The 25817-nt window shown below is 73.3% G+C and carries 22 protein-coding genes; 14 read left to right on the top strand and 8 right to left on the bottom strand.

Annotated features, from left to right (window positions below):
* The first annotated feature begins 111 nt into the window (after positions 1–111).
* The 4 genes from MU522_RS11790 to MU522_RS11775 all read left to right on the top strand — a co-directional run bounded on the left by MU522_RS11790 (position 112) and on the right by MU522_RS11775 (position 3930).
* Entirely contained in the window at positions 112–1479 is a 1368-nt protein-coding gene (locus MU522_RS11790; RefSeq protein ID WP_246991239.1) for an RNA polymerase sigma factor, read from the top strand.
* Between the two features lie 112 nt (positions 1480–1591).
* Positions 1592–2416, top strand: a complete 825-nt coding sequence (locus MU522_RS11785; protein ID WP_246991237.1) for an amino acid ABC transporter substrate-binding protein — start codon at positions 1592–1594, stop codon at positions 2414–2416.
* Between the two features lie 79 nt (positions 2417–2495).
* Positions 2496–3152, top strand: coding sequence for an ABC transporter permease subunit (locus MU522_RS11780; RefSeq protein WP_146356287.1), 657 nt, complete (start codon positions 2496–2498; stop codon positions 3150–3152).
* Positions 3142–3930: an amino acid ABC transporter ATP-binding protein gene (locus MU522_RS11775; protein ID WP_146356285.1), complete on the top strand. Its 789-nt coding sequence runs from the start codon at positions 3142–3144 to the stop codon at positions 3928–3930. Before MU522_RS11780 ends, MU522_RS11775 begins: the two co-directional genes overlap by 11 nt.
* Before the next feature lie 64 nt (positions 3931–3994).
* On the opposite strand, the gene MU522_RS11770 is transcribed toward MU522_RS11775, so the two are convergent.
* Positions 3995–4216: a hypothetical protein gene (locus MU522_RS11770; RefSeq protein WP_128190644.1), complete on the bottom strand. Its 222-nt coding sequence runs from the start codon at positions 4214–4216 to the stop codon at positions 3995–3997.
* Positions 4217–4432: 216 nt separating this feature from the next.
* Here MU522_RS11770 and MU522_RS11765 point away from each other — a divergent pair, with 216 nt between their 5' ends.
* Positions 4433–6514, top strand: a complete 2082-nt coding sequence (locus tag MU522_RS11765; RefSeq protein WP_246991235.1) for a DNA topoisomerase IV subunit B — start codon at positions 4433–4435, stop codon at positions 6512–6514.
* Between the two features lie 171 nt (positions 6515–6685).
* Here the strand turns inward: MU522_RS11765 and MU522_RS11760 are convergent, their stop codons facing one another.
* Positions 6686–9142, bottom strand: coding sequence for a DNA topoisomerase IV subunit A (locus tag MU522_RS11760; RefSeq protein ID WP_246991233.1), 2457 nt, complete (start codon positions 9140–9142; stop codon positions 6686–6688).
* 77 nt (positions 9143–9219) lie between these two features.
* Here MU522_RS11760 and MU522_RS11755 point away from each other — a divergent pair, with 77 nt between their 5' ends.
* A complete protein-coding gene (locus tag MU522_RS11755; protein WP_246991231.1) occupies positions 9220–10230 on the top strand; it encodes a nucleotide pyrophosphatase/phosphodiesterase family protein in 1011 nt (336 codons plus the stop codon).
* Positions 10231–10240: 10 nt separating this feature from the next.
* Here MU522_RS11755 and MU522_RS11750 read toward each other — a convergent pair whose 3' ends face one another.
* The 4 genes from MU522_RS11750 to sepH form a co-directional block, all read right to left on the bottom strand.
* Positions 10241–11344 (bottom strand): alcohol dehydrogenase catalytic domain-containing protein, encoded by a 1104-nt coding sequence (locus MU522_RS11750; RefSeq protein WP_246993552.1) that lies wholly within the window; start codon positions 11342–11344, stop codon positions 10241–10243.
* Positions 11344–12258 (bottom strand): NAD(P)-binding domain-containing protein, encoded by a 915-nt coding sequence (locus MU522_RS11745; protein WP_246991229.1) that lies wholly within the window; start codon positions 12256–12258, stop codon positions 11344–11346. Before MU522_RS11745 ends, MU522_RS11750 begins: the two co-directional genes overlap by 1 nt.
* Positions 12259–12364: 106 nt before the next feature.
* Positions 12365–13732 (bottom strand): MFS transporter, encoded by a 1368-nt coding sequence (locus MU522_RS11740; protein ID WP_246991226.1) that lies wholly within the window; start codon positions 13730–13732, stop codon positions 12365–12367.
* A 139-nt stretch (positions 13733–13871) separates the two neighbouring features.
* Positions 13872–15095, bottom strand: coding sequence for a septation protein SepH (gene sepH / locus MU522_RS11735; RefSeq protein ID WP_164877146.1), 1224 nt, complete (start codon positions 15093–15095; stop codon positions 13872–13874).
* 221 nt (positions 15096–15316) lie between these two features.
* Here sepH and MU522_RS11730 point away from each other — a divergent pair, with 221 nt between their 5' ends.
* Positions 15317–15601 carry a DUF4193 domain-containing protein gene (locus MU522_RS11730; protein ID WP_128190050.1) on the top strand — a complete coding sequence of 95 codons (285 nt, stop codon included), beginning with the start codon at positions 15317–15319 and terminating at the stop codon, positions 15599–15601.
* Between the two features lie 82 nt (positions 15602–15683).
* Here the strand turns inward: MU522_RS11730 and MU522_RS11725 are convergent, their stop codons facing one another.
* Positions 15684–16142 (bottom strand): DUF3093 domain-containing protein, encoded by a 459-nt coding sequence (locus MU522_RS11725; RefSeq protein ID WP_246991223.1) that lies wholly within the window; start codon positions 16140–16142, stop codon positions 15684–15686.
* Between the two features lie 70 nt (positions 16143–16212).
* Here MU522_RS11725 and dut point away from each other — a divergent pair, with 70 nt between their 5' ends.
* The 7 genes from dut to MU522_RS11690 all read left to right on the top strand — a co-directional run bounded on the left by dut (position 16213) and on the right by MU522_RS11690 (position 24318).
* Positions 16213–16665, top strand: a complete 453-nt coding sequence (gene dut / locus MU522_RS11720) for a dUTP diphosphatase (RefSeq protein ID WP_225792732.1) — start codon at positions 16213–16215, stop codon at positions 16663–16665.
* Positions 16662–17261, top strand: coding sequence for a DUF3710 domain-containing protein (locus MU522_RS11715; RefSeq protein WP_246991220.1), 600 nt, complete (start codon positions 16662–16664; stop codon positions 17259–17261). The genes dut and MU522_RS11715 overlap by 4 nt, the downstream gene beginning before the upstream one ends.
* Positions 17261–18004 carry a DUF3159 domain-containing protein gene (locus MU522_RS11710; RefSeq protein WP_246991217.1) on the top strand — a complete coding sequence of 248 codons (744 nt, stop codon included), beginning with the start codon at positions 17261–17263 and terminating at the stop codon, positions 18002–18004. The genes MU522_RS11715 and MU522_RS11710 overlap by 1 nt, the downstream gene beginning before the upstream one ends.
* 108 nt (positions 18005–18112) lie before the next feature.
* Complete coding sequence (locus MU522_RS11705; RefSeq protein WP_246991214.1) at positions 18113–20953, top strand: aconitate hydratase; 2841 nt, start codon at positions 18113–18115, stop codon at positions 20951–20953.
* Between the two features lie 85 nt (positions 20954–21038).
* Entirely contained in the window at positions 21039–23009 is a 1971-nt protein-coding gene (dxs, locus tag MU522_RS11700; RefSeq protein ID WP_246991211.1) for a 1-deoxy-D-xylulose-5-phosphate synthase, read from the top strand.
* A gap of 65 nt (positions 23010–23074) precedes the next feature.
* Positions 23075–23524, top strand: a complete 450-nt coding sequence (locus tag MU522_RS11695; RefSeq protein ID WP_246991208.1) for a hypothetical protein — start codon at positions 23075–23077, stop codon at positions 23522–23524.
* The gene (locus MU522_RS11690; protein ID WP_246991206.1) at positions 23521–24318 is read left to right on the top strand and encodes an ADP/ATP-dependent (S)-NAD(P)H-hydrate dehydratase; all 798 of its coding nucleotides are present in this window, start codon (positions 23521–23523) and stop codon (positions 24316–24318) included. The genes MU522_RS11695 and MU522_RS11690 overlap by 4 nt, the downstream gene beginning before the upstream one ends.
* Here MU522_RS11690 and MU522_RS11685 read toward each other — a convergent pair.
* A complete protein-coding gene (locus MU522_RS11685) occupies positions 24308–25810 on the bottom strand; it encodes a methyltransferase (RefSeq protein ID WP_246991204.1) in 1503 nt (500 codons plus the stop codon). The two genes, MU522_RS11690 and MU522_RS11685, sit on opposite strands and share 11 nt — an antisense overlap.
* Positions 25811–25817: the final 7 nt, after the last annotated feature.

Here is a 25817-nt window from a genome sequence, read left to right as displayed (position 1 = left end):
GTCGAGACCGGCGCCCGCCGCCGGACTTGACATGGGTCATTCGACTGCCCTCAGTCCGGATCGCGCACGATCCACGACGGGGCCAGGCGCCCGAGACCCACCGGAGGACGCATGCCAGCCAAGGAGACCACCGCGAGCTCGCGCCGCAGCACCGCGAAGGCCGCCGAGCCCGAGCAGGCCACCGGCGCCGAGGCTCCTGCCGCGAAGGCGGCGCCGAAGACGGCCGCGAAGGCGCCGGCGAAGGCCGCCGCCGCGAAGACGACCGCCGCGAAGACCACGGCCGCGAAGACGGCAGCGGCGAAGACGACGGCCGCCAAGACGACTGCCGCGAAGGCGAAGGCGACCCGCGCCAAGTCGGGCGACGAGGCGGAGGTCGTCGAGGCCGTCGCGGCGAAGCCCGCGCGCGGCGGGCGCCGGAAGGCCGCCGAGCCCGAGGTCGAGGAGACCGAGGAGGTCGCCGAGGAGGCCGAGGCCGAGGAGGAGGAGGAGGTCCACGTCGAGAAGCTGCCGACGGGCGCCCTGCGCCTCTCGGGCGACGACGACGAGCCCGCCGCCACCCAGATCACCGGCGCCACCGCCGACCCGGTCAAGGACTACCTGAAGCAGATCGGCAAGGTCGCGCTGCTGAACGCCGAGCAGGAGGTCGACCTCGCCATGCGCATCGAGGCGGGCCTGTTCGCCGAGGAGAAGCTCTCGCTCGAGCCCGACCTCGACTGGCAGCTCAAGCGCGACCTGACGCGCATCGCCCGCGACGGCCAGCGCGCCAAGAGCCACCTGCTGGGCGCCAACCTGCGCCTCGTGGTCTCGCTCGCGAAGCGCTACACCGGCCGCGGCATGCAGTTCCTGGACCTCATCCAGGAGGGCAACCTGGGCCTCATCCGCGCGGTCGAGAAGTTCGACTACACGAAGGGCTTCAAGTTCTCCACGTACGCGACGTGGTGGATCCGCCAGGCCATCACCCGCGCCATGGCCGACCAGGCGCGCACGATCCGCATCCCGGTGCACATGGTCGAGGTCATCAACAAGCTCGCCCGCGTGCAGCGCCAGATGCTCCAGGACCTCGGCCGCGAGCCGAGCCCCGAGGAGCTGGCCCGTGAGCTCGACATGACCCCCGAGAAGGTCATCGAGGTGCAGAAGTACGGCCGCGAGCCCATCTCGCTGCACACGCCCCTCGGCGAGGACGGCGACAGCGAGTTCGGCGACCTGATCGAGGACACCGAGGCGGTCGTGCCCGCCGACGCGGTGGGCTTCACGATGCTGCAGCGCCAGCTCGAGTCGCTGCTCGACTCGCTCTCGGAGCGCGAGGCGGGCGTGATCCGCATGCGCTTCGGCCTCGGCGACGGCATGCCCAAGACGCTCGACCAGATCGGCGACACCTTCGGCGTGACGCGCGAGCGCATCCGCCAGATCGAGTCGAAGACGATGGCGAAGCTTCGCCACCCCTCGCGCTCGCAGCAGCTGCGCGACTACCTGGAGTAGGCCGCACCGGCATCCAGCGCCCGCAGGCCGCCCCGTTCGCCGGGGCGGCCTGCGTCGTCTCCCGGGCCGGGCATGCTCTAACATGGAGTGTTGCCCCCAAGAAGGAGAAGTCATGACCCACGCCCGTCCCGCGGTCGTCCTCGCGGCCCTCGCCGCCGCATCCGTCGCCCTCGTCGGCTGCTCCTCGGGCTCCGAGCCCGCCGCGAGCGGCGAGCCGAGCTCGACCGGCCTCACCCTCGAGCAGGTGCAGGAGGCGGGCGTGCTCGTCGTCGGCACCGAGGGCACCTACTCGCCGTTCTCGTTCCACGAGGGCGGCGCGGGCGAGCTGACCGGCTACGACGTCGAGGTGATCACCGCGGTGGCGGAGGAGCTCGGCGTCGAGGTGGAGTTCCAGGAGACCCAGTGGGACGCGATCTTCGCGGGCCTCGACTCCGGCCGCTTCGACGTCATCGCCAACCAGGTCTCGATCACGCCCGAGCGCCTCGAGCGCTACGAGTTCAGCACGCCGTACACCTACTCGCCGGGCGTGCTGATCGTGCCCGAGGGCAGCGACATCACCGACTTCGACGCGCTCGAGGGCCGCACGAGCGCCCAGTCGCTCACGAGCAACTGGGCCGAGGTCGCCACCGACGCGGGCGCCGACGTCGAGGAGGTCGAGGGCTTCGCCCAGGCCGCCGAGCTGCTGCGCCAGGGTCGCGTCGATGCCACGATCAACGACCGCCTGACGTTCCTCGACTACGAGCAGTCGCAGGGCGGCGAGACGGGCCTCGAGGTGGTCGCCGAGACCGAGGAGGTCAGCGAGAGCGCCGTCGCGTTCCGCGCCGGCAGCGAGTCGCTCGTCGCCGCGGTCGACGAGGCGCTCGCCGCGCTCGCCGCCGACGGCACGCTCGCCGAGATCTCGGAGCGCTACTTCGGCGAGGACGTCTCGCAGCCGTGACGGGCGCACCTCGCGGACAGCGGCCCCGGCGCTCGCCGGGGCCGCGTCCGTGCGCGCGCCGAGCCTCTAGGCTCGCGTCGTGAACTGGCAGCTGGTGCTCGACTCGCTGGGGCCCATCGCCCTCGGCGCGATCACCGGCACCATCCCGCTCACCCTCGCGTCGTTCTCGCTCGGCCTCCTGATCGCGATCGGGATGGCCCTCATGCGCATCTCGGGCATCGCGTGGCTCTCGGCCGTCGCGCGCGGCTACATCTCGGTCATCCGCGGCACGCCGATGCTCGTGCAGCTGTTCGTGATCTTCTACGGCATGCCGCAGATCGGGATCACGCTCGACCCCTGGCCGAGCGCGATCATCGCCCTCTCGCTCAACGTCGGCGGCTACGCGGCCGAGATCATCCGCGCCGCGATCCTCTCGATCCCGCGCGGGCAGTGGGAGGCCGCGGCGATGGTGGGCATGTCGCGCGGCCAGGCGCTCTGGCGCATCGTGCTCCCGCAGGCGGCGCGCGTGTCGGTGCCGCCGCTGTCGAACACCTTCATCTCGCTCGTGAAGGACACCTCGCTCGCGTCGGTGATCCTCGTCACCGAGCTGTTCCGCGTCGCGCAGCGCATCGCTGCGCCGAGCGGCGAGTTCCTCACGATCTACATCGTCGCCGCCGTCGTCTACTGGGTCATCTGCCTCGTGCTCGCCGGCGGGCAGGACCGCCTCGAGAGGAGGCTCGACCGCTATGCCGTCTGAGCACACCGACGCCGCCGCCGACGGCCTCCTGCTGTCGGCGCGCGGGCTGCACAAGTCGTTCGGCGAGAACCACGTGCTGCGCGGCGTCGACCTCGACATCGCGCCCGGCACCGTCCACGCGCTCATCGGCCCATCGGGCTCCGGCAAGACGACGGTGCTCCGCTCGCTCAACGGGCTCGAGACGCCGGACGCCGGGAGCCTGCGGATCGGCGACCTCGCGATCGACTTCGCCCGGCCGCCCGGCCGGCGCGAGCGCGCGGCGCTGCACCGCGCATCCGCCATGGTCTTCCAGCAGCACCACCTGTTCCCGCACCTGACGGTGCTCGGCAACGTCACGATCGGGCCCGTGCGCGTGCAGGGCCGCGACCGCGACGAGGCCACGGCGGATGCGCTGGCGCTGCTCGACCGCGTCGGCCTGCGCGAGAAGGCGGACGCCTACCCGTCGTCGCTCTCCGGCGGCCAGCAGCAGCGCGTCGGGATCGTGCGCGCGCTCGCCCTCGCGCCGTCGATGCTGCTGTTCGACGAGCCCACCTCGTCGCTCGACCCGGAGCTCGTGGGCGAGGTGCTCGCGGTCATGACCGAGCTGGCCGCCGACGGCTGGACGATGGCGGTCGTCACGCACGAGCTCGGCTTCGCGCGCGAGGTCGCCGACGAGGTGTCGTTCTTCGACGAGGGCGTCGTCGTCGAGCGCGGTGCGCCCGCGCAGCTCTTCGGCGACCCGCGCCACGAGCGCACGAAGCGCTTCCTGCAGCGGCTGCAGGGCCCCTTCGGCGGGTAGCGAGCAACCCCCGCACGCGGAAGCGGCCCGCCCCACGAGGGGACGGGCCGCTTCGCGGTCTGCGTCAGCGCTCGGCGAGCTTCGCGCTCTCGTCGTGCCACACGAGCGCGACGGGCTCGAGCGCCTCGCGGTGCTTCGCGGCGTGGTGCGCGCAGAAGAGCAGCGTGCCGCTCGCCATGGTCGCTCGGACGTATGCCTGGGCGCCGCAGCTGTCGCAGCGGTCGAGCGCGCTGAGCGGCGCGTTCGCCTCGTCGGCCTCGAGCGTCGCGGTCTGGGTGTCGTTCACGGTGCCCTCCTTCTTCGTCCTGACCTCCATCGTGGCACGGGAGTCTGTCAGATCCCGGTCATCCGGCCATCGGTTCGCCAGCGGCGCAACGCCCGACCGCGCCGCGCGCCCTGCCGTTCCGCGGGCCCGCGCGGCCCTAGGCTGGCGGGCGGCGCCCACTCGGCCGGTCGCAGACCGCTGCAGCCCGGGCGCGTCGAGCGAGGATTGGAGGATCGGTTGGCAGCTGCGGCATCCGACTACTCGGCGCGGCACCTGACGGTGCTCGAGGGGCTCGAGGCGGTGCGCAAGCGCCCGGGCATGTACATCGGCTCGACCGACTCGCGGGGCCTGATGCACTGCCTGTGGGAGATCATCGACAACTCGGTCGACGAGGCGCTCGGCGGCCACGGCGACGAGATCACGGTCGTGCTGCACCGCGACGGCTCCGTCGAGGTGCGCGACACCGCCCGCGGCCTGCCGATCGACGTCGAGCCGCGCACGGGCCTCACGGGCGTCGAGGTCATCTTCACGAAGCTGCACGCCGGCGGCAAGTTCGGCGGCGGCGCCTACAAGTCCTCCGGCGGCCTCCACGGCGTCGGCGCATCCGTCGTCAATGCCCTCTCGGAGCGCCTCGACGTCGAGGTCGACCGCGACGGCGCGACGTGGGCCATGTCGTTCCACCGCGGCGAGCCGGGGGAGTTCCTCGACGAGGGTGACCCCTCGCCGCACGCGACGTTCCTGCCGTTCGTGGATGCGTCGCGGCTGCGCAAGGTCGGCAAGGTCGCGAAGGGCGTCACGGGCACGCGCGTGCGCTACTGGGCCGACCCGCAGGTGTTCACGAAGGGCGCCGACTTCCTCGCCGACGAGCTCTCGCGCCGCGCGCGCCAGACGGCGTTCCTCGTGCCGGGGCTCGCGATCCGGATCATCGACGACCGCGCCGACGAGCGCGTCGTGCACGACTTCAAGTACGACGGCGGCATCAGCGAGTTCGCCGAGTACCTCGCGCCCGACCCCGCGCTCACCGCGACCTGGCGCCTGACCGGCGAGGGCGACTTCCAGGAGACGATCCCGGTGCTCGACGAGGCGACCGGGCACATGGTCACCCGCGAGGTCGACCGCACGTGCGAGGTCGACATCGCGCTGCGCTGGGGCACCGGCTACGACACCGTCGTGCAGACGTTCGTGAACATCATCGCGACGCCCAAGGGCGGCTCGCACCTGGCCGGCTTCGAGCAGTCGCTGCTGAAGCTCATCCGCGACCAGGTCGCCGCGAACGCGCGCAAGCTCAAGGCCGGCACCGACAAGGTGGAGAAGGACGACGCGCTCGCCGGCCTCACCGCCGTCGTGACGGTGCGGCTGCCCGAGCCGCAGTTCGAGGGCCAGACGAAGGAGGTGCTCGGCACGCCCGCCGTGCGCCAGATCGTCGCCCAGGTGGTCGCGCGCGAGCTCGGCGCCATCCTCACCTCGTCGAAGCGCGACGAGAAGGCGCAGGCCGCGCAGGTGCTCGAGAAGGTCGTCAGCGAGATGAAGGCGCGCATCTCGGCGCGCTCGCTCAAGGAGACCGCGCGGCGCAAGAGCGCGCTCGAGTCGTCGTCGCTGCCGGTGAAGCTCGTCGACTGCCGCTCGAACGACGTCGCGCAGACCGAGCTGTTCATCGTCGAGGGCGACAGCGCGCTCGGCACCGCGAAGCCCGCGCGCGACAGCGAGTTCCAGGCGATCCTGCCCATCCGCGGCAAGATCCTCAACGTGCAGAAGGCGTCGGTCGCCGACATGCTCTCCAACGCGGAGTGCGCGGCGATCATCCAGTCGATCGGGGCGGGGTCCGGCCGCTCGTTCGACATCTCGGCCGCGCGCTACGGCAAGATCATCATGCTGTCGGACGCCGACGTCGACGGCGCCCACATCCGCACCCTGCTGCTCACGCTCATCCACCGCTACATGCGGCCGCTCATCGACGAGGGGCGCGTCTTCGCGGCCGTGCCGCCGCTGCACCGCGTGCTCGTCAAGCACCGCGGCAAGCCCGACGAGGCCGTCTACACCTACTCGGACGCCGAGCTGCACCGCACGCTCGCGCGGCTCAAGAAGGCCGGCAAGGGGTGGCACGAGCCGCCGCAGCGCTACAAGGGCCTCGGCGAGATGGACGCCGACCAGCTGGCCGAGACGACCATGGACCGCTCCCGCCGCACGCTGCGCCGCGTCACGATCAGCGACGCCGAGCGGGCGAGCGAGGTCTTCGAGCTGCTCATGGGCAACGACGTGGCGCCGCGGCGCGAGCTCATCGTCACGTCGCAGGTCGACCGCGACCGCATCGACGCCTGAGGCGCGCGCGCCCGGGCGCGGCGCCGACGTCGACGCCGACTGGGGCGGATGCGTCGGAGCGCGGCGCCGACGTCGACGCCGACTGGGGCGGATGCGCGCGACCGGGGCGGGCACGCCGTGCCCGGTCGGGCGCAGCAGCCCCAGTCGCCGCGGGCGAGCGGGGTGAGCCGGCTACGCGCCGAGCCGCGACCCGACCGCGCCGATCGCGCCGTCGACCGAGACGCCGGAGCCCGCGCGCGCCGCACCGCCCGGCGGCAGCTGCCGCTGGGAGCCGTCGGCGCCGACCGCGAGCGGCGAGGGCCCGGCCCACGCGAGGCTCAGCCCGACCTCGCCCTTCAGCAGCCGGTGCGCCTGCACGCCGCCGGTGCCGCGCCCCTTCGGTGGGAACTCGGCGAGGTCGGAGACCTTCACGCGCGGCTCGTCGAGCCCCGCGAGCGTCTCGGCGGCCTCGGTGACGGTGACGACCTCGGCGCCGTCGGCCACGGCGCCGGCGAACCGCACCGTCGCATCCGCCTTGAGCCCGATGCCCTTCATGCCGCCGGCGCCCGGCCCCTGCGGGTTCACCTGGCCGGCGGGGAAGCGCAGCAGCTGCGCGTCGGTCGTGATGAGCACGATCCAGGCGTCGTCGGGCGCGGGCGCGATACCCACGACGCGGTCGCCCGGCTTCAGCGCGATGACGCTCTCGCGGTCGCGGTCGCGCAGCTCGGCGGGCCGGATGCGCTTGACGATGCCCTGCGCCGTCGCCACGAGCCACGGCTCCTCGGTCGAGAGGTCGATGAGCGCGACCGCCTCCTCGCCGCGCTCGAAGGCGCCGAGGTCGCGCACCTTGACGCCCGCGGTGAGGCCGACGGATGCGGGCGGCACCGAGGGCAGGTCGGCTGGCGTCAGGCGCAGCACGGCCCCCGACGACGTCACGAGCCCGAAGGCGCCGCGCGTGGTCGAGGCGACCTCCGAGCGGATCGCGTCGTGGCGGCTGCGGCGCGCGGGCGCGGGGATGGGCTCCTCGCCGTCGACCCGCACGAGCCGGCCCGTGACCGACATGACGACGCGCGTCGGCGCATCCGCGATCTCGAGGCTCGCCGCCGCCGCGCGCGCCGCCGCCGAGCGGCCGGTCGCGGCCTGCTGGCCGTTCGCCTCGGTGAGCATCGTGCGGCGGGGCGTGCCGAAGCGGTCGGCGACCTCGTCGAGCTCGGCCGCGACCACCTCGTGCAGCGCCGCCTGCGTGCCGAGGATGCGCTCGAGCTCGGCGATCTGGGCGAGCAGCTCGTCGCGCTCGGCCTCGAGCTCGATGCGGCTGAACTTCGTCAGGCGCCGCAGCCGCAGCTCGAGGATGTGCTCGGCCTGCACCTCCGTGAGGTCGAAGACGTCCTGCAGGCGCCTGCGCGCCTGCTCGCCGTCGTCGGAGGTGCGGATGACCTGGATGACCTCGTCGATGTCGAGCACCGCGATGAGCAGGCCCTCGACGAGGTGGAGGCGGTCGCGGCGGCGCTGCAGCCGGTACTCGCTGCGGCGGCGCACGACGCCGACGCGGTGCTCGAGGTAGACGCGCAGCAGCTCGCGGAGCCCCAGCGTCTGCGGCTTGCCCTCGACGAGCGCCACGTTGTTGATCGAGAAGCCGTCCTCGAGCGGGGTGTAGCGGTAGAGCTGCTGCAGCACGGCATCCGGGTCGAAGCCCGTCTTGATGCCGATCACGAGCCGCATGCCGTGCTTGCGGTCGGTGAGGTCCTGCACGTCGGCGAGGCCCTGCAGCTTCTTCGACTGCACGCCGTCCTTGATCTTCTCGATGATCCGCTCGGGGCCGACGAGGTAGGGCAGCTCGGTGATCACGATCTGCGTCTTGCGGCCCTGCCGCTCGACCGACGCGCGCGCCCGGGTGCGGAACGAGCCGCGGCCGCTCTCGTACGCCTCGCGGATGCCGTCGAGGCCGACGATCACGCCGCCGCCGGGCAGGTCGGGCCCGGGCACGTGGCGCATGAGGTCGGCGACGGATGCGTCGGGGTGCGCGAGCAGGTGCTTGGCCGCCTGCACGACCTCGACGAGGTTGTGCGGCGCCATGTTCGTGGCCATGCCGACCGCGATGCCGCTCGCGCCGTTGACGAGCAGGTTCGGGTAGGAGGCCGGCAGCACGTCGGGCTGCTGGTACGAGTTGTCGTAGTTGGGCACGAAGTCGACGACATCCTCGTCGAGGCCCTCGGTGAGCGACAGGCCGGCCGTGGCGAGGCGCGCCTCGGTGTAGCGGGGCGCGGCGGGCCCGTCGTCGAGCGAGCCGAAGTTGCCGTGCCCGTCGATGAGCGGCAGCCGCAGGCTGAACGGCTGCGCGAGGCGCACGAGCGCGTCGTAGATCGCGGTGTCGCCGTGCGGGTGCAGCTTGCCCATCACGTCGCCCACGACGCGCGCGCTCTTCACGTGGCCCTTCTCGGGGCGCAAGCCCATCTCGGACATCTGGAAGAGGATGCGCCGCTGCACGGGCTTCAGCCCGTCGCGGGCGTCGGGCAGCGCGCGGGCGTAGATGACGGAGTAGGCGTACTCGAGGAACGAGTCCTGCATCTCGGCAGCGACGTCGATGTCGTCGATGCGCTCCGCGGTCGCGGCGCCGTCGGAGGGCTCGGTGGTGGGCTTGGCAGTCATAGGCTGACGGAATGCTACCGACCAGGGCGCCAGGATCCCGGAGCCTTGCCGACGTTCTCGCGAGCTCGGCGCAGGCGATGCGCGGCGGGCGGAACGCGCTCGGCCTGCCTGCGGTGGCGGGCGCGGTCGTGCTGCTCGTCGACGGCCTCGGGGCCGCGCAGCTCGGCCAGCGGGCCGGCCACGCGCGCACGCTCGCCGGCGCCCCGGGCGGCTCGCTCGACGCGGGCTTCCCGTCGACGACCGCGGTGTCGCTCGCGAGCCTCACGACGGGCGCGCTCGCCGGCGAGCACGGCCTGGTCGGTTACGACGCGTTCGTGCCCGGCCATGGGGTGCGCAACCAGCTGCGCGACTGGGGCGGGCCGATGGATCCGGCGCGGTGGCAGCGCCGCCCGACGCTCTTCGAGTCGACCCGCTCGGTGGTCGTCGCCGAGGCGAAGCACGCCGACAGCGGCTTCACCCGCGCGGTGCTGCGGGGCGCCGAGTACCGCGGGGCGCGCGCGCTCGCCGACCGGTTCGCGCTCGCAGAGCGCGCCGCGCGCGAGCGGAGCCTCGTCTACCTCTACGTGCCCGAGCTCGACCGCGCGGGCCACGAGTCCGGCTGGCAGTCCGACGACTGGATCGACGCGCTCGAGGAGCTCGACGGCCTCGTCGCGGGCCTCGTCGCCACGCTGCCGCGCGACGTGGGCCTCGTCGCCACCGCCGACCACGGCATGGTCGATGTCGACGCATCCGCCCACCGCATCGTGCCGCGCGAGCTGCTCGCGCGGGTGACCGCCGTCGCGGGGGAGCCGCGCTGCCTGCAGCTGCAGGTCGACGGCGAGGCGGATGCGGTGGCCGACGACTGGCGCGCGTGGCTCGGCGACGGCGCGTGGGTCGCGACGCGGCAGCAGGTGATCGACGCGGGCTGGCTCGGCGAGGTGCACCCCGATGTCGCGCCGCGCCTCGGCGACGTGTTCGTCGCCGCGCGCGGCCGGGCGGCGATCTACGTCGACGAGCTCGACCCCGCGCGCGGCATGGTCGGCCAGCACGGCTCGCTCACGCAGGACGAGCTGCGCGTGCCGCTGCGGCGCTTCGGCGCCTTCGCGTGAGGCGCCGGGGCTAGAACCGCACGACCTGCCGGATCGCCCTGCCGTCGGCGAGCGTGTCGAGCGCCTCGTTGAGGTCTTCGAGCGCGATCTCGCTCGTCACGAGCTCCTCGACGGGCAGCCGGCCCTCGCGCCACAGCTGCTCGTAGCGCGGGATGTCGCGGGAGGGCACGGCAGACCCGAGGTACGAGCCGACGACGGTGCGCGCCTCGGCCGTGAACGTCAGCGGCGAGAGCGACGCCCGGGCGTCCGGATGCGGCAGGCCGACGGTCACGGTCGTGCCACCTGGCGCCGTGAGGGCGAACGCCGTCTCGAACGCCCTTGGGTGCCCGGCGGCCTCGATCACGACGGGTGCGCGCAAGCCCTGCGCGACGGCGTCGTCGGGGGAGAGCGCCACGTCGGCGCCGAGCTCGAGCGCGCGCTCGAGCTTCGCGGGCACCGCGTCGACGCCGATGACCCTGCCGAGCCCGAGCGATGCGGCGGCGAGCAGCGCCGCCATGCCCACGCCGCCGAGCCCGACGATGACGATGTCGTCGTCCTCGCGCGGCCTGCCGGCGTTGACGACGGCGCCGCCGCCGGTGAGCATCGCGCAGCCGAGCACCGCGGCGACCTGCGGCGGCACGTCGGCGCCCACGGGGACGACGGAGCGGCGGTCGAGCACCGCGTGGGTGGCGAAGGCGGAGACGCCGAGGTGGTGGTGCACGTCGTGCCCGTCCTCGTGCAGGCGCCGGCCGCCGCCGAGCAGCTCGCCGGCGCCGTTCGACGCCGAGCCCCGCTCGCACGGGAGCCGGCCGTCGGTCGCGCAGGCCGCGCACTCGCCGCAGCGCGGCAGGAACGTGGTGACCACGCGATCGCCGACCGCGACGTCGTCGACGCCCTCGCCCACCGCCTCCACGATCCCCGCGGCCTCGTGGCCGAGCAGCATGGGCACGGGCCGCGGGCGGGCGCCGTCGACGACCGAGAGGTCGCTGTGGCACAGGCCCGCCGCCTCGATGCGCAGCAGCAGCTCACCCGGGCCGGGCGCGTCGAGCTCGAGCTCGACGAGCTCGAGCGGCCGCGAGTCGGCGAAGGGGCGCTCGGCGCCGATCGCGCGCAGCACCGCGCCGCGGATCCGCATCATCGGCCGTCCCAGCCGGCGACCGAGCCGTCGGGGCTCGCCTCGCGCACGACGAGCGTGCAGTCCTTGCCGCCGAGGCCGTCGTCGAGCAGCCGCTGCAGCTGGTCGCGGATGAGCGTCGCGGCCGGCACGTGCACGCCCGCGGCCTCGGCGCCCGCGACGGCGAGCGTGACGTCCTTGTGGCACAGCATCGCCGAGAAGGACGCGTCGAAGTTGTGGTTGGCGGCGGCGCCCGGCACGACGCCCGGCACCGGGTACCAGGTGCGCAGCGCCCACGAGTCGCCCGACGAGACGCGAGCGACGTCGAAGAAGGCCTTCGGGTCGAGGCCGAGCCGCTGCGCGAGCTGCGAGCCCTCCGACATCGCGAGGATCGAGACGCCGAGCATCATGTTGTTGACGAGCTTCGCGGCGATGCCGTGCGTGGCCTCGCCGACGGCGAAGACGTTGCCGGCCATGGGCGTCACGATCGCCTTCGCGTCGGCGACGTCGGCCTCGTCGCCGCCGAGCATGAACGTGAGCGTCGCCGCCTCGGCGCCCTGCGTGCCGCCCGAGACGGGCGCGTCGACGAAGCGGAACCCGCGGGAGCCGGCCTCGCCGTGGCACCACTGCGAGGTCTCGATGTCGACCGTCGACGTGTCGAGGATGAGGGTCCCGGGCGCGGCGTGCTCGAAGACGCCGTCGGGGCCCTCGAGCACCTGCCGCACGTGCTCGCCCTTGGGCAGGCTCGTGATGACCACGTCGGCGCCCTCCACGGCCTCGGCGACGCTCGCGACGGGGGTGATGCCGTGCTCCGCGGCGCTCTCGCGCAGCGCCTCGACCACGTCGTAGCCGCGCACCTCGTGCCCCGCGGTGACCAGGTGGGAGGACATCCGGCTGCCCATGTTGCCGAGTCCGATCCAGGCGATTGACGTCATCGTCGATTCCTTCCTCAGGTGGTGCCCCAACGCTATCCCGTCGGACGCGGAACGGGCGGCGAGGTCGCCCTCGCCGCCCGTCGCGTCATGCGCTCCGATCCGTGGATCAGACCGTGCCCTTCTCGGCCAGCACGCGGCGGCGGTCCTCGTCGTCGACGTCGTGCAGCGAGATGCCCTTCGTCTCCTTGAGCGCCAGCACCGCGATGAGCGTGATGCCGCAGGCGATCACGAGGTAGATCGCGACCGGGATGTGGCTGCCGAACTGCCCGAGCAGCCAGGTGGCGATGATCGGCGCGAGCGAGCCCGCGACGATCGACGTGACCTGGTAGCCGAGCGAGACGCCCGAGTAGCGCATGCGCGTCGGGAAGAGCTCGGCCATGATCGCCGGCTGGCCGGCGTACATGAGGGCGTGGAACAGCAGGCCCAGGATGATCGCGAGCAGGATCACGATGTCGCTGCCGGTCTCGAACATCGGGAAGGCGATGAAGCCCCACGTCGCGCCCAGGAGGACGCCCGCCAGGTACATGGGCTTGCGGCCCACGCGGTCGGTGAAGCGGCCCACGATCGGCACGAAGATGAAGTGCGCGATGTGCGCGATCGCCATCAGGCCGAGGATGCGGGACACGTCGTACTCGAGGTACGTGCGCAGGTACACGATCGAGAACGTGACGACCAGGTAGTAGAGGACGTTCTCCGCGAAGCGCAGGCCCATGGCCGTCAGCACGCCCTTGGGGTAGCGCTTCAGCACCTCGAGCACGCCGTACGACTTCGACTTCGACTCGGCGACCTCGGCCTTGACCTCCTGGAAGATCGGCGCGTCCTCGATGCGGGTGCGGATGTAGTAGCCCACCGCGACGATGACGACCGACAGCCAGAACGCGATGCGCCAGCCCCAGCCGAGGAAGTCCTCGTCCGAGAGCGTCCACTGCAGGACGAGCAGCACGATCGTGGCGAGCAGGTTGCCGGCCGGGACCGCCGCCTGCGGGAACGACGACCAGAAGCCGCGCTCCTTGTTGGGCGAGTGCTCGGCCACCAGCAGGACGCCGCCGCCCCACTCGCCGCCGACCGCGAAGCCCTGGAAGAAGCGCAGGACCACGAGCGCAGCAGGTGCGAAGTAGCCGATCTGGTCGAACGTGGGCAGGCAGCCCATCAGGAACGTCGCGACACCCACCAGGATGATCGCGAACTGCAGCAGCTTCTTGCGGCCGTACTTGTCGCCGAAGTGGCCGAAGACGATGCCGCCGAGCGGACGGGCGACGAAGCCCACCGCGTAGGTCAGGAATGCGCTGATGATGGGGAAGTACGGATCATCGCTCTCGGGGAACATGATCAGGTTGAAGACGATCGTCGACGCCGTGGCGTACAGGAAGAACTCGTACCACTCGACGACCGTGCCCGCCATGGCGGCCGTGACGACCTTGCCCAGGCCCTCGCGGGAATTGTCGCGCTTGGTGTCGTGCGCGGGTGCTGTCATGCCTACCTCCTCGTAGGGTGCACGGGACTGTGCGCGGCGAATCTAACATGACGTCTCGTTCAGGTGAGACGCATGGGGCGCGACACACCGAGAGGCGGGCACCCGGTCGCCCGGATGCCCGCCTCTCGTGGTGCGGCGCTCAGTCGTCGGAGCGCGACCCGAAGACGATCTCGTCCCAACTGGGCATCGAGGCGCGCGATCCGCGCTTCTTCGAGCCGACCGGGCCGGTGCCCGTCGCGCGCTGCGGACGGGCCTCCTCCTGGGGCTCGGGCCTCGGCGCCTCGGCCTCGAACAGGCCCGGCTCGGTCTCGGCGGTGCGCAGCGCCGCCTCCCGCTCGCTGCGGCGACGGCGGAGGGCGTCGAGCAGCTCGGCGGTGTGGTTCGGCTGCGCGGATGCGGCGGGCCGGTTGATCGCGGCGGCCTGCACGTTCTCGGGCTGGCTGCCGACCTCGCCGGTGCGGCGGCGCAGCCACGGGTTGTCGGCCTTCGTCGGCTCCTTGGCGCGCTCGTCGGCGGCGCCCTCGGTCGCCGTCGACGACGCGACGGCCTCCTCGAGGCCCACGCCCGGCTCCACCGGCGCCGGAGCCTGCCGCACCGCGCCGCGCTGGATCCGGAACGCATCCGAGTCGAAGCGGCCGGTGTCGGCGGCGTCGGCGCGCTGCGAGATGGGGGGAGCGGGCTGGCTCGGCGCGCGCTCGCCCGCGGGTGCGGGAGCGGACGGCGCCGCGGACGGCGCGGGAGCAGGCTCGGGCGACGCCGGCCGCGACTGGCGGTCGATGGCGCGGAGCCTGGGCACGAGCACGCTCGACGCGTCGCCCGTCTGGCTCAGCGAGACCGCCTCCTTGCCGCGGGGCGTGAGGGTGGCCTTCTTGGGCTCGTAGCCCCAGACGGCCTCGTGCTGCATGCCCTCGGTCGTGAAGCGCAGGCGCACGGTCCACGCGCCGCCCTCCGCGTCCTTCCACGAGGCCCACGAGCGGTCGGAGGCGCGCAGGTCGTCGAGGCGCTCCTCGATCGCGGCGCCGAAGGTCGTCTCGCCCGCGAGCGGGTCGATGTCGCCGGATGCGACGGGGATGGAGAGCGCGGAGTCGAGCACGTGCGCGCGCTCGGCGATGACCGGCCCCTCGAAGCGCTCGACGTAGGCGAGCTCCTCGCCCGTGGAGGAGGCGACCTCCTCGGCGGACATGCCGCCGCGGATGAGCGACTGGATGTCGCGCGGGCTCGCCTTGCGCTCGCGGTGGGGCACCGCGGCCTGCGGCCTGCGGTGCTCGGGGAGTGCATCGACGGGCACGCTGAAGCGCTCGCCGGAGTCGGACTCGAGGATGAGCACGCCGTCCTCGACGCCGATGACGCTCAGCTGCTGCATGATTCGTCGATCCTTCCTGGCGGTGTCGGTGGGCGCCAGCATCCCACGCGCCGACGGCCCGCGCCGGGAATGGATCGGGCGCGCCGCACGTTCCGCCTCAGACACCGCTCGACGCCCATGTCGGCACCCGGTTGCGCACCGATATCTGATTTGCCAAGATGATCAGATTCGTGCAGACTGTGCGCCGACGCCGCCCACCACACCCCCAGCAAGGACTCTCGATGGCCACCGATTACGACGCCCCGCGCAAGACCGACGACGAGAACGAGTCGATCGAGGCGCTCAAGGAGCGCGTGCCTGCGAAGAGCGTCTCCACCGACGAGGACGCCGACAACCCGGGCAGCTTCGACCTCTCGGCGGCCGACCTCGCCGACGTCGAGCTCGACGTCGTCGTGCTCCCGCCGCAGGAGGACGAGTTCACGTGCGTGAGCTGCTTCCTCGTGAAGCACCGCCTGCAGTTCGACCACGAGACGAAGCTCGGGCCGATCTGCCGCGAGTGCTCCTGACCGACCCCTCCTGACGCGAGCGGTGCCCTCGGGCGCCGCTCGCGTCTCGCGTTCCCGGCTCCTGTCGCCCGCGCGAGAGCGGCTAGGCCGACGCGCGCGCCGCGTCGATCGCCGCGGCGAGCCGCTCCGGCCGGCGCGAGCTCATCACCCACGACGGCGTCGGGTCGCTCTCGTCGTCGACGGCGACGCGCACGAGCCCGCGCGTCCACGGCGAGATCACGTGGTGCGACGCCGGGTCCCACTCGGCGCGCATCGCCGCGCGCGCCTCGTCGCCGCGCAGCGCCTCGGGAGCGCCGAGGAGCGCGGTGGCGATCCGCGCCCTGCCGGCGTGCAGCATCCCGTCGCGCACCTCGACCACGGGCGCGCCGACCCACAGCGCCGTCACGATGCCGAGGTAGAGCACGGCCGCGACGCCCACCCCGACGCCGAGGTCGACCGGCAGGAAGACGAGCAGCGCGGCGGGCACGATGAGCAGCAGGAGCAGCGGCAGCCACCAGGGCGGCGTGAGCCGCTCGCGGTACGACGACGAGGCGGGATCCATGCCCCCATCCTCTCGCGCGCCGAGCGCTCCGGTTCCCGACGCCCATCCGCCTCGGCTAGCCTCGACTGCGATGCAGCAGGTCGACGTCCTCATCACCGGATCGCCGGTGCCCTCCTACGCGCACCCGGGCGACGCCGGTGCCGATCTCCATGCCGCCGAGGCGGTGACGCTCGAGCCCGGGCAGCGCGCGCTGGTCGGCACGGGCGTCGCGATCGCGCTCCCGGACGGCTACGCGGCGTTCGTGCACCCGCGCAGCGGCCTCGCCGCCAAGCACGGGATCACGATCGTCAACGCGCCGGGCACGGTCGACGCGGGCTATCGCGGCGAGATCAAGGTCAACCTGCTCAACACCGGCGGCGAGCCGCATCGCATCGAGGTGGGCGACCGCATCGCCCAGCTCGTCGTGCAGCGCGTCGAGCGCGTGCGCTTCGTCGAGGTGGAGCGCCTGCCGGGATCGGATCGGGGGGAGCGCGGGCACGGATCGACCGGCCGCGGCGCCGCCCCGGAGGGGATCGCACGATGACCGACACCACTGACGCCCAGGGCGAGCCGCTCGACGACGAGGCGCTCGTCGACAAGAGCGCTCCCGAGGACCGAGCCCAGGCGGGCCCGCTCGACGAGTCCGAGGCGCCCGTGCGCCCCTACGTCGACCTCGGCGGCCTGCGCATCGTGCCGCGCCCCGGCATGCAGATGCGCCTCGAGGTCGAGGAGCGGACGAAGCGCATCGTCGCCGTCACCCTCGAGCACGAAGGCTCCACCGTGCAGCTGCAGCCCTTCGCCGCGCCGCGCAGCGAGGGCATCTGGGCGCCCGTGCGGCAGGTGCTGCGCACGCAGCTCGAGCGCCAGGGCGCGACCGTCGACGAGGCCGAGGGCCTGCTCGGCCCCGAGCTCCGCGCGCGCCTGCAGTCCGGCCCCGACGGGGCGCCGCGCGCGGTGCGCATCATCGGCGTCGACGGGCCGCGCTGGATGCTGCAGGGCCTCATCGGCGGCCAGGCCGCGGTCGACGACGAGCAGGCGGCGAGGGCGATCGAGCTGTTCCGCTCGACGGTGGTGTGCCGCGGCGCCCAGCCGATGCCGCCGCGCGACCTCATCCCGCTGAGCGCGCCGAAGCCGGTCTGATGGCGATGCCGCCGGGGGAGCGGGAGCCGTCCTTCTCCGAGCAGGTGGGCGCGGCCATCCGGGGCTCCAAGCTCGGCCACCTCGACCCATCCGCCAGGCCCACGCCCGGCGCGCTGCTCGGCGCGATGGGCGGCGTGCGCGGGCTCGTCGAGTCGCTCCTGCCCGGCATCCTCTTCCTCGCGATCTACGCGACCACGCGCGAGGTGTGGCTCGCGGTCGTCGTGCCGCTCGTCGTCTCGGTCGGCTTCGTGGCGTGGCGCGTGCTGCAGAAGGGGCAGCCCGTGCTCGCGTTCGCGGGCCTCGTCGGCGTCGGCATCTCGGCCGCGGTCGCGCTCATCACCGGGCAGGGTGAGGACAACTTCCTCTGGGGCTTCACCGTCAACACGATCGTGGTGCTCGTGCTGCTCGTCAGCATGCTGCTGCGCCGCCCGCTCGTCGGCGTCATCGCCGGCGCGCTCACCGCGAAGCCCCACGCGTGGCGCACGGAGCGCGCGAAGCGCGCCGTCGCCTGGCGGGCCACCATCCTGTGGCTCGCGGTCATCGCCGCGCGGCTCGCGATCCAGGTGCCGATGTACCTCGCCGCGGACGCAGGCGCCGCGGGCGCCGTCGAGGCGCTCGCCGCGACGAAGCTCGTGATGGGCGTGCCGCTCTACCTCGCCGCGCTGTGGGTGACGTGGCTCATGGTGCGCACCGTGCTCGAGGACGACACGCCTGCGCAGGCGGAGGAGCCGTCGGAGCGCTAGGATATCTTGACGTCAAGATATCTCGCCCTGCACCCCTGGAGTACGGCAGTGCGAGGCTTACACTCGAGGCGCGGCCAGCGCATCCCGTGAAGACCCTGAGGAGTCACGATGGCGAATCCGAACAGCTTCGACAGCAAGGACACGCTGTCGGTCGGCGACACCGACTACACGGTGTACCGCATCGACAAGGTCGAGGGGCACGAGCGGCTGCCGTTCAGCCTCAAGGTGCTGCTCGAGAACCTGCTGCGCACCGAGGACGGCGCGAACGTCACGAAGGAGCAGATCCAGTCGCTCGGCTCGTGGGTCGCCGACTCGGAGCCCTCGACCGAGATCCAGTTCTCCCCGGCGCGCGTCGTCATGCAGGACTTCACCGGCGTGCCCTGCATCGTCGACCTCGCCACGATGCGCGAGGCCGTCGCCGAGCTCGGCGGCGACCCCAAGAAGATCAACCCGCTCGCCCCGGCCGAGCTCGTCATCGACCACTCGGTGATCGCCGACCTCTTCGGCACCGCCGACGCGCTCGAGCGCAACGTCGAGATCGAGTACCAGCGCAACGGCGAGCGCTACCAGTTCCTGCGCTGGGGCCAGACGGCGTTCGACGACTTCAAGGTCGTCCCGCCCGGCACCGGCATCGTCCACCAGGTCAACATCGAGAACCTGGCGAAGGTCACCTACTCGCGCGAGTTCGGCGGCGAGCTCACCGCCTACCCCGACACCGTCGTCGGCACCGACTCGCACACCACGATGGTCAACGGCCTCGGCGTGCTCGGCTGGGGCGTCGGCGGCATCGAGGCCGAGGCCGCGATGCTCGGCCAGCCCGTCTCGATGCTCATCCCGCGCGTCGTCGGCTTCAAGCTCACCGGCTCGATCCCCGCCGGCGTGACGGCGACGGATGTCGTGCTCACGATCACCGACATGCTCCGCAAGCACGGCGTGGTCGGCAAGTTCGTCGAGTTCTACGGCACCGGCGTGGCCTCCGTGCCGCTCGCGAACCGCGCGACGATCGGCAACATGAGCCCGGAGTTCGGCTCGACCGCCGCCATCTTCCCGATCGACGACGTCACGCTCGACTACCTGCGCTTCACCGGCCGCAGCGAGGAGCAGGTCGCGCTCGTCGAGGCGTACTCCAAGCAGCAGGGCCTCTGGCACGACCCGGCGGTCGAGCCGACCTACTCGGAGTACATGGAGCTCGACCTGTCGACGGTCGTGCCCTCGATCGCCGGCCCGAAGCGCCCGCAGGACCGCATCGAGCTGACCAACGCGAAGCAGCAGTTCTCGGCCGACCTGCAGAACTACGCGACGGCGCCCGAGCAGGCGGCGGAGCCCGAGAAGGACGTCGTCGACGAGGCCGTGGAGGACACCTTCCCGGCCTCCGACCCCGCGTCGTTCTCGGCCGACACCGACGAGGAGCTCGTCGCCCCGACGCCCGCGGCCCCCACGGGCGTGCCGACGGCATCGCGCATCTCGCAGCCGGTCACGGTCGAGGTCGACGGCGAGACGTTCGAGCTCGACCACGGCCACGTCGCGATCGCGGCGATCACGTCGTGCACCAACACGTCGAACCCGTCGGTGATGCTCGCCGCCGGCCTGCTCGCGCGGAACGCGGTCGAGAAGGGCCTCTCGTCGAAGCCGTGGGTCAAGACGACGATGGCGCCCGGCTCGAAGGTCGTCACCGACTACTACGAGAAGGCGGGCCTCTGGGGCGACCTCGAGTCGCTCGGCTTCTACCTCGTGGGCTACGGCTGCACGACGTGCATCGGCAACTCGGGCCCGCTCAAGGAGGAGATCTCCGCGTCGGTGAACGACAACGACCTCGCCGTGACCGCGGTGCTCTCGGGCAACCGCAACTTCGAGGGCCGCATCAACCCCGACGTGAAGATGAACTACCTCGCGTCGCCGCCGCTCGTGATCGCCTACGCGCTCGCCGGCACGATGGACTTCGACTTCGACACCCAGCCGCTCGGCAAGGGCAAGGACGGCCAGGACGTGTTCCTCGCCGACATCTGGCCCTCGGCCGACGAGGTGCAGGCGACGATCGACTCGTCGATCGACACCGAGATGTTCACGACGCAGTACGCGGCCGTGTTCGACGGCGACGAGCGCTGGCAGAACCTGCCGACGCCGGCCGGCGACGTCTTCGAGTGGGACGAGCAGTCGACGTACGTGCGGAAGCCCCCGTACTTCGAGGGGCTCACGATGGAGACGACCCCGGTCGCCGACATCACCGGCGCCCGCGTGCTCGCGAAGCTCGGCGACTCGGTCACGACCGACCACATCTCGCCCGCGGGCAGCATCAAGGCCGACAGCCCGGCCGGCCGCTACCTCACCGAGCACGGCGTGGACCGGAAGGACTTCAACTCCTACGGCTCGCGCCGCGGCAACCACGAGGTGATGATCCGCGGCACGTTCGCGAACATCCGCCTGAAGAACCTGCTGCTCGACGGCGTCGAGGGCGGCTACACGCGCGACTTCACGACCGCCGACGGCGAGCAGGCCTTCATCTACGACGCATCCGCCAACTACCAGGCGCAGGGCACCCCGCTCGTCGTGCTGGGCGGCAAGGAGTACGGCTCGGGCTCGAGCCGCGACTGGGCCGCGAAGGGCACGAGCCTGCTGGGCGTCAAGGCCGTCATCACCGAGTCGTTCGAGCGCATCCACCGCTCCAACCTCATCGGCATGGGCGTCGTGCCGCTGCAGTTCCCGGCCGGCGAGACCTGGGAGTCGCTCGGCCTCGACGGCACGGAGTCGATCTCGATCACGGGCCTCACCGAGCTGAACGAGGGCCGCACCCCGAAGACCGTGCGCGTCGTCGCCGAGCCGACCGAGCACAGCCCCGAGGGCAAGCAGACGGTCGAGTTCGACGCGGTCGTGCGCATCGACACCCCGGGAGAGGCCGACTACTACCGCAACGGCGGCATCCTGCAGTACGTGCTGCGCTCGCTCGTCTGAGCACCATCGATCGACGGCCCCGGGCTCCGCTATGAGCCCGGGGCCGTCGGCGTCCGCGGAGCCGTCGCCGCGTAGACTCGAGCGCATGAGCCTGCTCGATCGGATCCGCGGCCCGAGGGACCTCGACGGGCTCTCCCAGCACGAGCTCGAGGCGCTCGCCGCCGAGATCCGCGCCTTCCTCATCCGCGAGGTCTCGCGCACCGGCGGCCACCTCGGCCCGAACCTCGGCGTGGTCGAGCTGACGATGGCCATGCACCGCGTCTTCCGCTCGCCGCGCGACGCGCTCGTCTTCGACACCGGCCACCAGTCGTACGTGCACAAGCTGCTCACCGGCAGGCAGGACTTCTCGCGCCTGCGCCAGAAGGGCGGCATCGCGGGCTACCCGCAGCGCGCCGAGAGCGAGCACGACATCGTCGAGTCGAGTCACGCATCCTCCTCCCTGTCGTGGGCCGACGGCATCAGCCGCGCCTTCGACATCACCGGCCAGCACGACCGCTCGGTCGTCGCCGTCGTGGGCGACGGGGCCCTCACCGGCGGCATGACGTGGGAGGCGCTCAACAACATCTCCGACGACAACAGCCGCCGGCTCGTCATCGTCGTCAACGACAACGGGCGCTCCTACGCACCGACGATCGGCGGCATGGCCCGCTTCCTCAACGGGGTGCGCACGCAGCGCTCGTACCGCAGCCTGCGCGGCACCTCCGAGCGGCTGTTCTCGCACCTCGGCCGGCCCGGCCGCGCGATGTACCGCGGCGTGCGCGGGGCGACCCACGGCTTCCTCACGCGCTTCGTCAACAACGAGGTGCTCTACTCCAACCTCGACATCAAGTACCTCGGGCCGATCGACGGCCACGACCTCGAGGCGCTCGAGGAGGCGCTCACCCAGGCGCGCGACTTCGCGGCGCCGGTCATCGTGCACGTCATCACCCAGAAGGGCCAGGGCTTCGACCTCGCCGTCAACGACGAGGCCGACCAGTTCCACGCCGTCGGGCAGATCGACCCGGAGACGGGAGAGTCGCTCTCGAGCGCGGGCCGGCCCGCCTGGACCTCGGTGTTCGCCGACGAGCTCGTCTCGCTCGCGCGCCGCGACGACCGCATCGTCGGCATCACCGCCGCGATGCTGCGCCCGACCGGCCTCGACCGGCTCGCGGCGCTCGACGCCTCGCGCGTGCTCGACGTCGGCATCGCCGAGCAGCACGCGGTCACGACCGCCGCGGGCCTCGCGTTCGGCGGGCTGCACCCGGTGGTCGCGATCTACGCGACCTTCATGAACCGCGCCTTCGACCAGGTGCTCATGGACGTCGCGCTGCACCGCGCGGGCGTCACCTTCGTGCTCGACCGCGCCGGCGTCACCGGCCCCGACGGCCCGAGCCACCACGGCATGTGGGACCTCGCGCTGCTGCAGTTCGTGCCCGGCATCCGTCTCGCCGCGCCGCGCGACGCTGCCCGCCTCGAGGAGGAGCTGCGCGAAGCGGTCGCCGTCGACGACGGCCCCACGGTCATCCGCTACCCGAAGGGCTCGGTGCCGAACCAGCTCGACGCGGTGCGCCGCACCGACGACGGCGTCGACGTGCTGGTGGAGGCGCCGCACCGCGACGTGCTCATCATCGCGATCGGCGCGTTCGCGCACCTCGGCGTCGACGTCGCCGAGCGCGTGCGCGCGCAGGGCATCGGCGTCACGGTCGTCGACCCGCGCTGGGTCGTGCCGGTCGCGGCCTCGATCGTCGAGATGGCGCGCGACCACCGCATCGTCATCACGCTCGAGGACGGCGTGCGCGTCGGCGGCATCGGCACGCGCGTGCGGCAGGAGCTGCGCGCCGCCGGCGTCGACACGGCGGTCGACGAGCTCGGCCTGCCGGACGCGTTCATCGACCACGCGGAGCGCGGCGAGATCCTCGAGGAGGCCGGGCTCTCGGCCCAGGCGATCGCCCGGAACATCGTGCAGCAGGTGCTCGGGACGGGGCGCGTGCCGGTCGCGCGACCGCTGCCCGGCGAGCCCGAGCTGCGCATCGACGCCGACGACGCCGTGGACGGCGCGAGGCGCACGACCGACTGACGGCTCTCCACAGGCGGGCGGGCGCGGCGCGCGCGCGAGCGGCCGGATGCGGTTCCCTGCCGCGCATGGACGACACCGCCTCCTCCGCGCCCGATGCCGGGCGCGGGCCCAGCCGACCCATCCGCGCGCGCGACGCCGACGACCTGCTCGAGGTCGCGCGCGGGCTCGTGCAGCACGCCCTCGTGCGCCGGCTCTGGATCCTGCTGCTCACCCAGGACGGCGCGCTGCTGCCGCAGCTGCAGCAGGTCGACGGCATCCCGGTCTGCCCGGACGCCTACGCCGCGCTCGGGCTCCGCGGCCTCCTCGGCCGCATCGCCGAGCCCGAGCGCGAGATCGCCGTCGTGCTCGAGCGGCCCGGCGCCGCTCGGCCGACGCCCGACGACTGGGCGTGGCACGACGCCGTCGCGCGGGCGGCGCGCGGCCAGGCGCTGCCGCTGCGCTCGGTGCTGCTCGCGCACAGCGCCGATGTCGACCGCATGGAGCCCGACCCGCCGCCGCGTACGCTGGCGGCATGACGTGGCTGCGCGCCCCCGGGGCCGAGGACGACAAGCGCTCGATGGGCGTGGTCGGCGTCGTGACGGGTTCCGAGCGCTACCCGGGCGCCGCCGTGCTGGGCGTCGAGGCGGCGTGGCGCACGGGCGCCGGCATGGTGCGGCTCTGGGCGCCCCGGCGCGTGCAGGATCTCGTGCTCGCGCGGCGGCCGGAGACGGTCTGCCACGCGCTCGACGAGGCGCCCGCCGACGTGCGCGCGTGGGTGCTCGGCTCGGGGCAGGACGCGCGCGAGCGCGGCCCGGCGCTGCGGACGCTCCTGCTCGAGGCGCTCGGCTCCGGCGCGCCGTGCGTCGTCGACGCGGGCGCCCTCGACCTCGCCGCGCGGCACGCGGGCCCCGTCGTCGCGACGCCGCACGCCGCCGAGCTGCGGCGGTCGCTCGCGGGGCTCGGCATCGACGAGGACGACGAGCGGATGCGCGCGGCGCGGCTCGCCGACGCGCTCGGCGCCGTCGTGGTCGAGAAGGGCGCCGCGACGCGCGTCGTCGCCCCCGGCGGCCGCTCGGCCACCGTGCAGGCGCCGACGCACCGGCTGGCGACGGCCGGCACCGGCGATGTGCTCGCGGGACTGCTCGGCGCGATGCTCGCCGGGCGCGCCGACGACGCCGCCGATCCCGCGACGCTCGCGCGCATCGCCGCCGAGGGCGTCGAGCTCCACGGCGAGGCTGCCGCGGCCGCGGCAGCCGGAGGCCGCCCGATCACCGCGCTCGACGTCGCCGAGCACCTGCCCGGCGCGGTGGCGGCGCGGCTCAGTCGCTGACGGGCCGCAGGAAGCCCGTCACGACCAGCTCGCGCACGCGCGGCAGCAGGTCGGCGGCGAGGATGCCCGCGTCGACCTCGAGGAGCGCCGCGATCGCATCGACGAGCGTGCCGACGGGCAGCTCGCCGTCGCACGCGCCGACGAGCCCGGCGAGCGCCGTGTCGACCGACACGGTGCGGCCGAGCCCGCCGCCCTGGCGCAGCTCGATGACCGTCGGCCCGCTCGCGCCGGGGCGCTGGTGGCGCACCTCGGTGACGTCGGGGGCGACCTGCAGGTGCTCGGCGGCCAGTGCCGCGTCGTCGAGCCCGGCGAGCCACTCGCCCGCGGCGAACGCCTCGGCGAGGTGCGCGCCGGCGCGCTCGAGCGCGATCGGCTGCGGCAGGCGCTCGAACCGCGCCGTGCACCGCCCCGCCGGCGGCGACTGGAGGGCGAGCCAGCCCATCCCGACCGCGTCGACGCCGCGCCGCTCGAAGTCGTCGAGCCAGGCGCCGAGCAGCCCGTCGTGGTCGGGATCGCGCGGGAGCGTGCCGCCGTCGCGCAGCCAGAGCGCCGCGTACTGGGCCGGGTCGAGCGACTCGCGCTCGATCGCCCAGACGTCGAGCGACGCATCCGCCCACTCCTCGACGCGCGCGAGCCCGTCGCGGCCCCCGACGGCCTCCCAGTTGCCGAGCAGCCGCGCGGCGCCGCCGGGCCGCAGGTGCGCGCCGAGCCCCTGCACGACCTCCGCCATGAGCGCGTCGCCCGTGCGCCCGCCGTCGCGGTACTCGTAGGCCGGCACGCCCTCGGCGCGCGGCGTGATGACGAACGGGGGATTGGATGCGACGAGGTCGAAGCGCTCGCCCTCGACCGGCTCGTAGAGCGATCCCAGTCGCGTCTCGATGCCGTCGACGCCGTTGAGCGCCGCGTTCAGGCGGGTGAGGTGCAGCGCGCGCTCGGAGACGTCGGTGGCGACGACCCGGTCGGCGAGGCGCCGAAGGTGCAGCGCGATCACGCCGCAGCCGGTGCCGAGGTCGAGCGCGGTGCCGCAGCGCATGGGCGGCAGCAGTGCCGCGAGCGTGCGCGCCGCGCCGCAGACGCCGAGCACGTGGTCGGGCCGCAGCCGCGAGACGCCCGAGAGCTCGTCGAGGTCGCTCGCGATCCACCACTCGCCGACGCCGAGCGCGTCGCGGAACGACGTCGGGCGCACGGCGAGCAGCGGCCGTGCCGTCCCGCCCTCGACGGCGACGAGGCCGAGCGCGACCGCGCCGTCCACGCCGAGCGCCGGCAGCGCATCCGCGAGCTCCGCCGCCGGCACGCGGTCGCCGAGCACGAGCGCGCGCAGCAGCGTGGGGCGCGGGCCGGGCGAGCGCAGCGCGGCGCGGCGCGCGGGCGCGGCCACCATCCGGCCGAGCGCCGCCTGCGCGGCGTCGCCGACGAGCGCGGCGACGCCCCCGCCCGTGAGATCCGCTGCTGCGAGATCACGGGCGAGGGCGTCGACGAGGGCGCGTTCCACCGTGCCA

The sequence above is a fragment of the Agrococcus sp. SCSIO52902 genome, assembly GCF_022983135.1.
GTDB classification, from domain to species: domain Bacteria; phylum Actinomycetota; class Actinomycetes; order Actinomycetales; family Microbacteriaceae; genus Agrococcus; species Agrococcus sediminis.
Note: the sequence above shows the minus strand (reverse complement) of the source record. Positions and strands in the feature narration are given on the sequence as shown.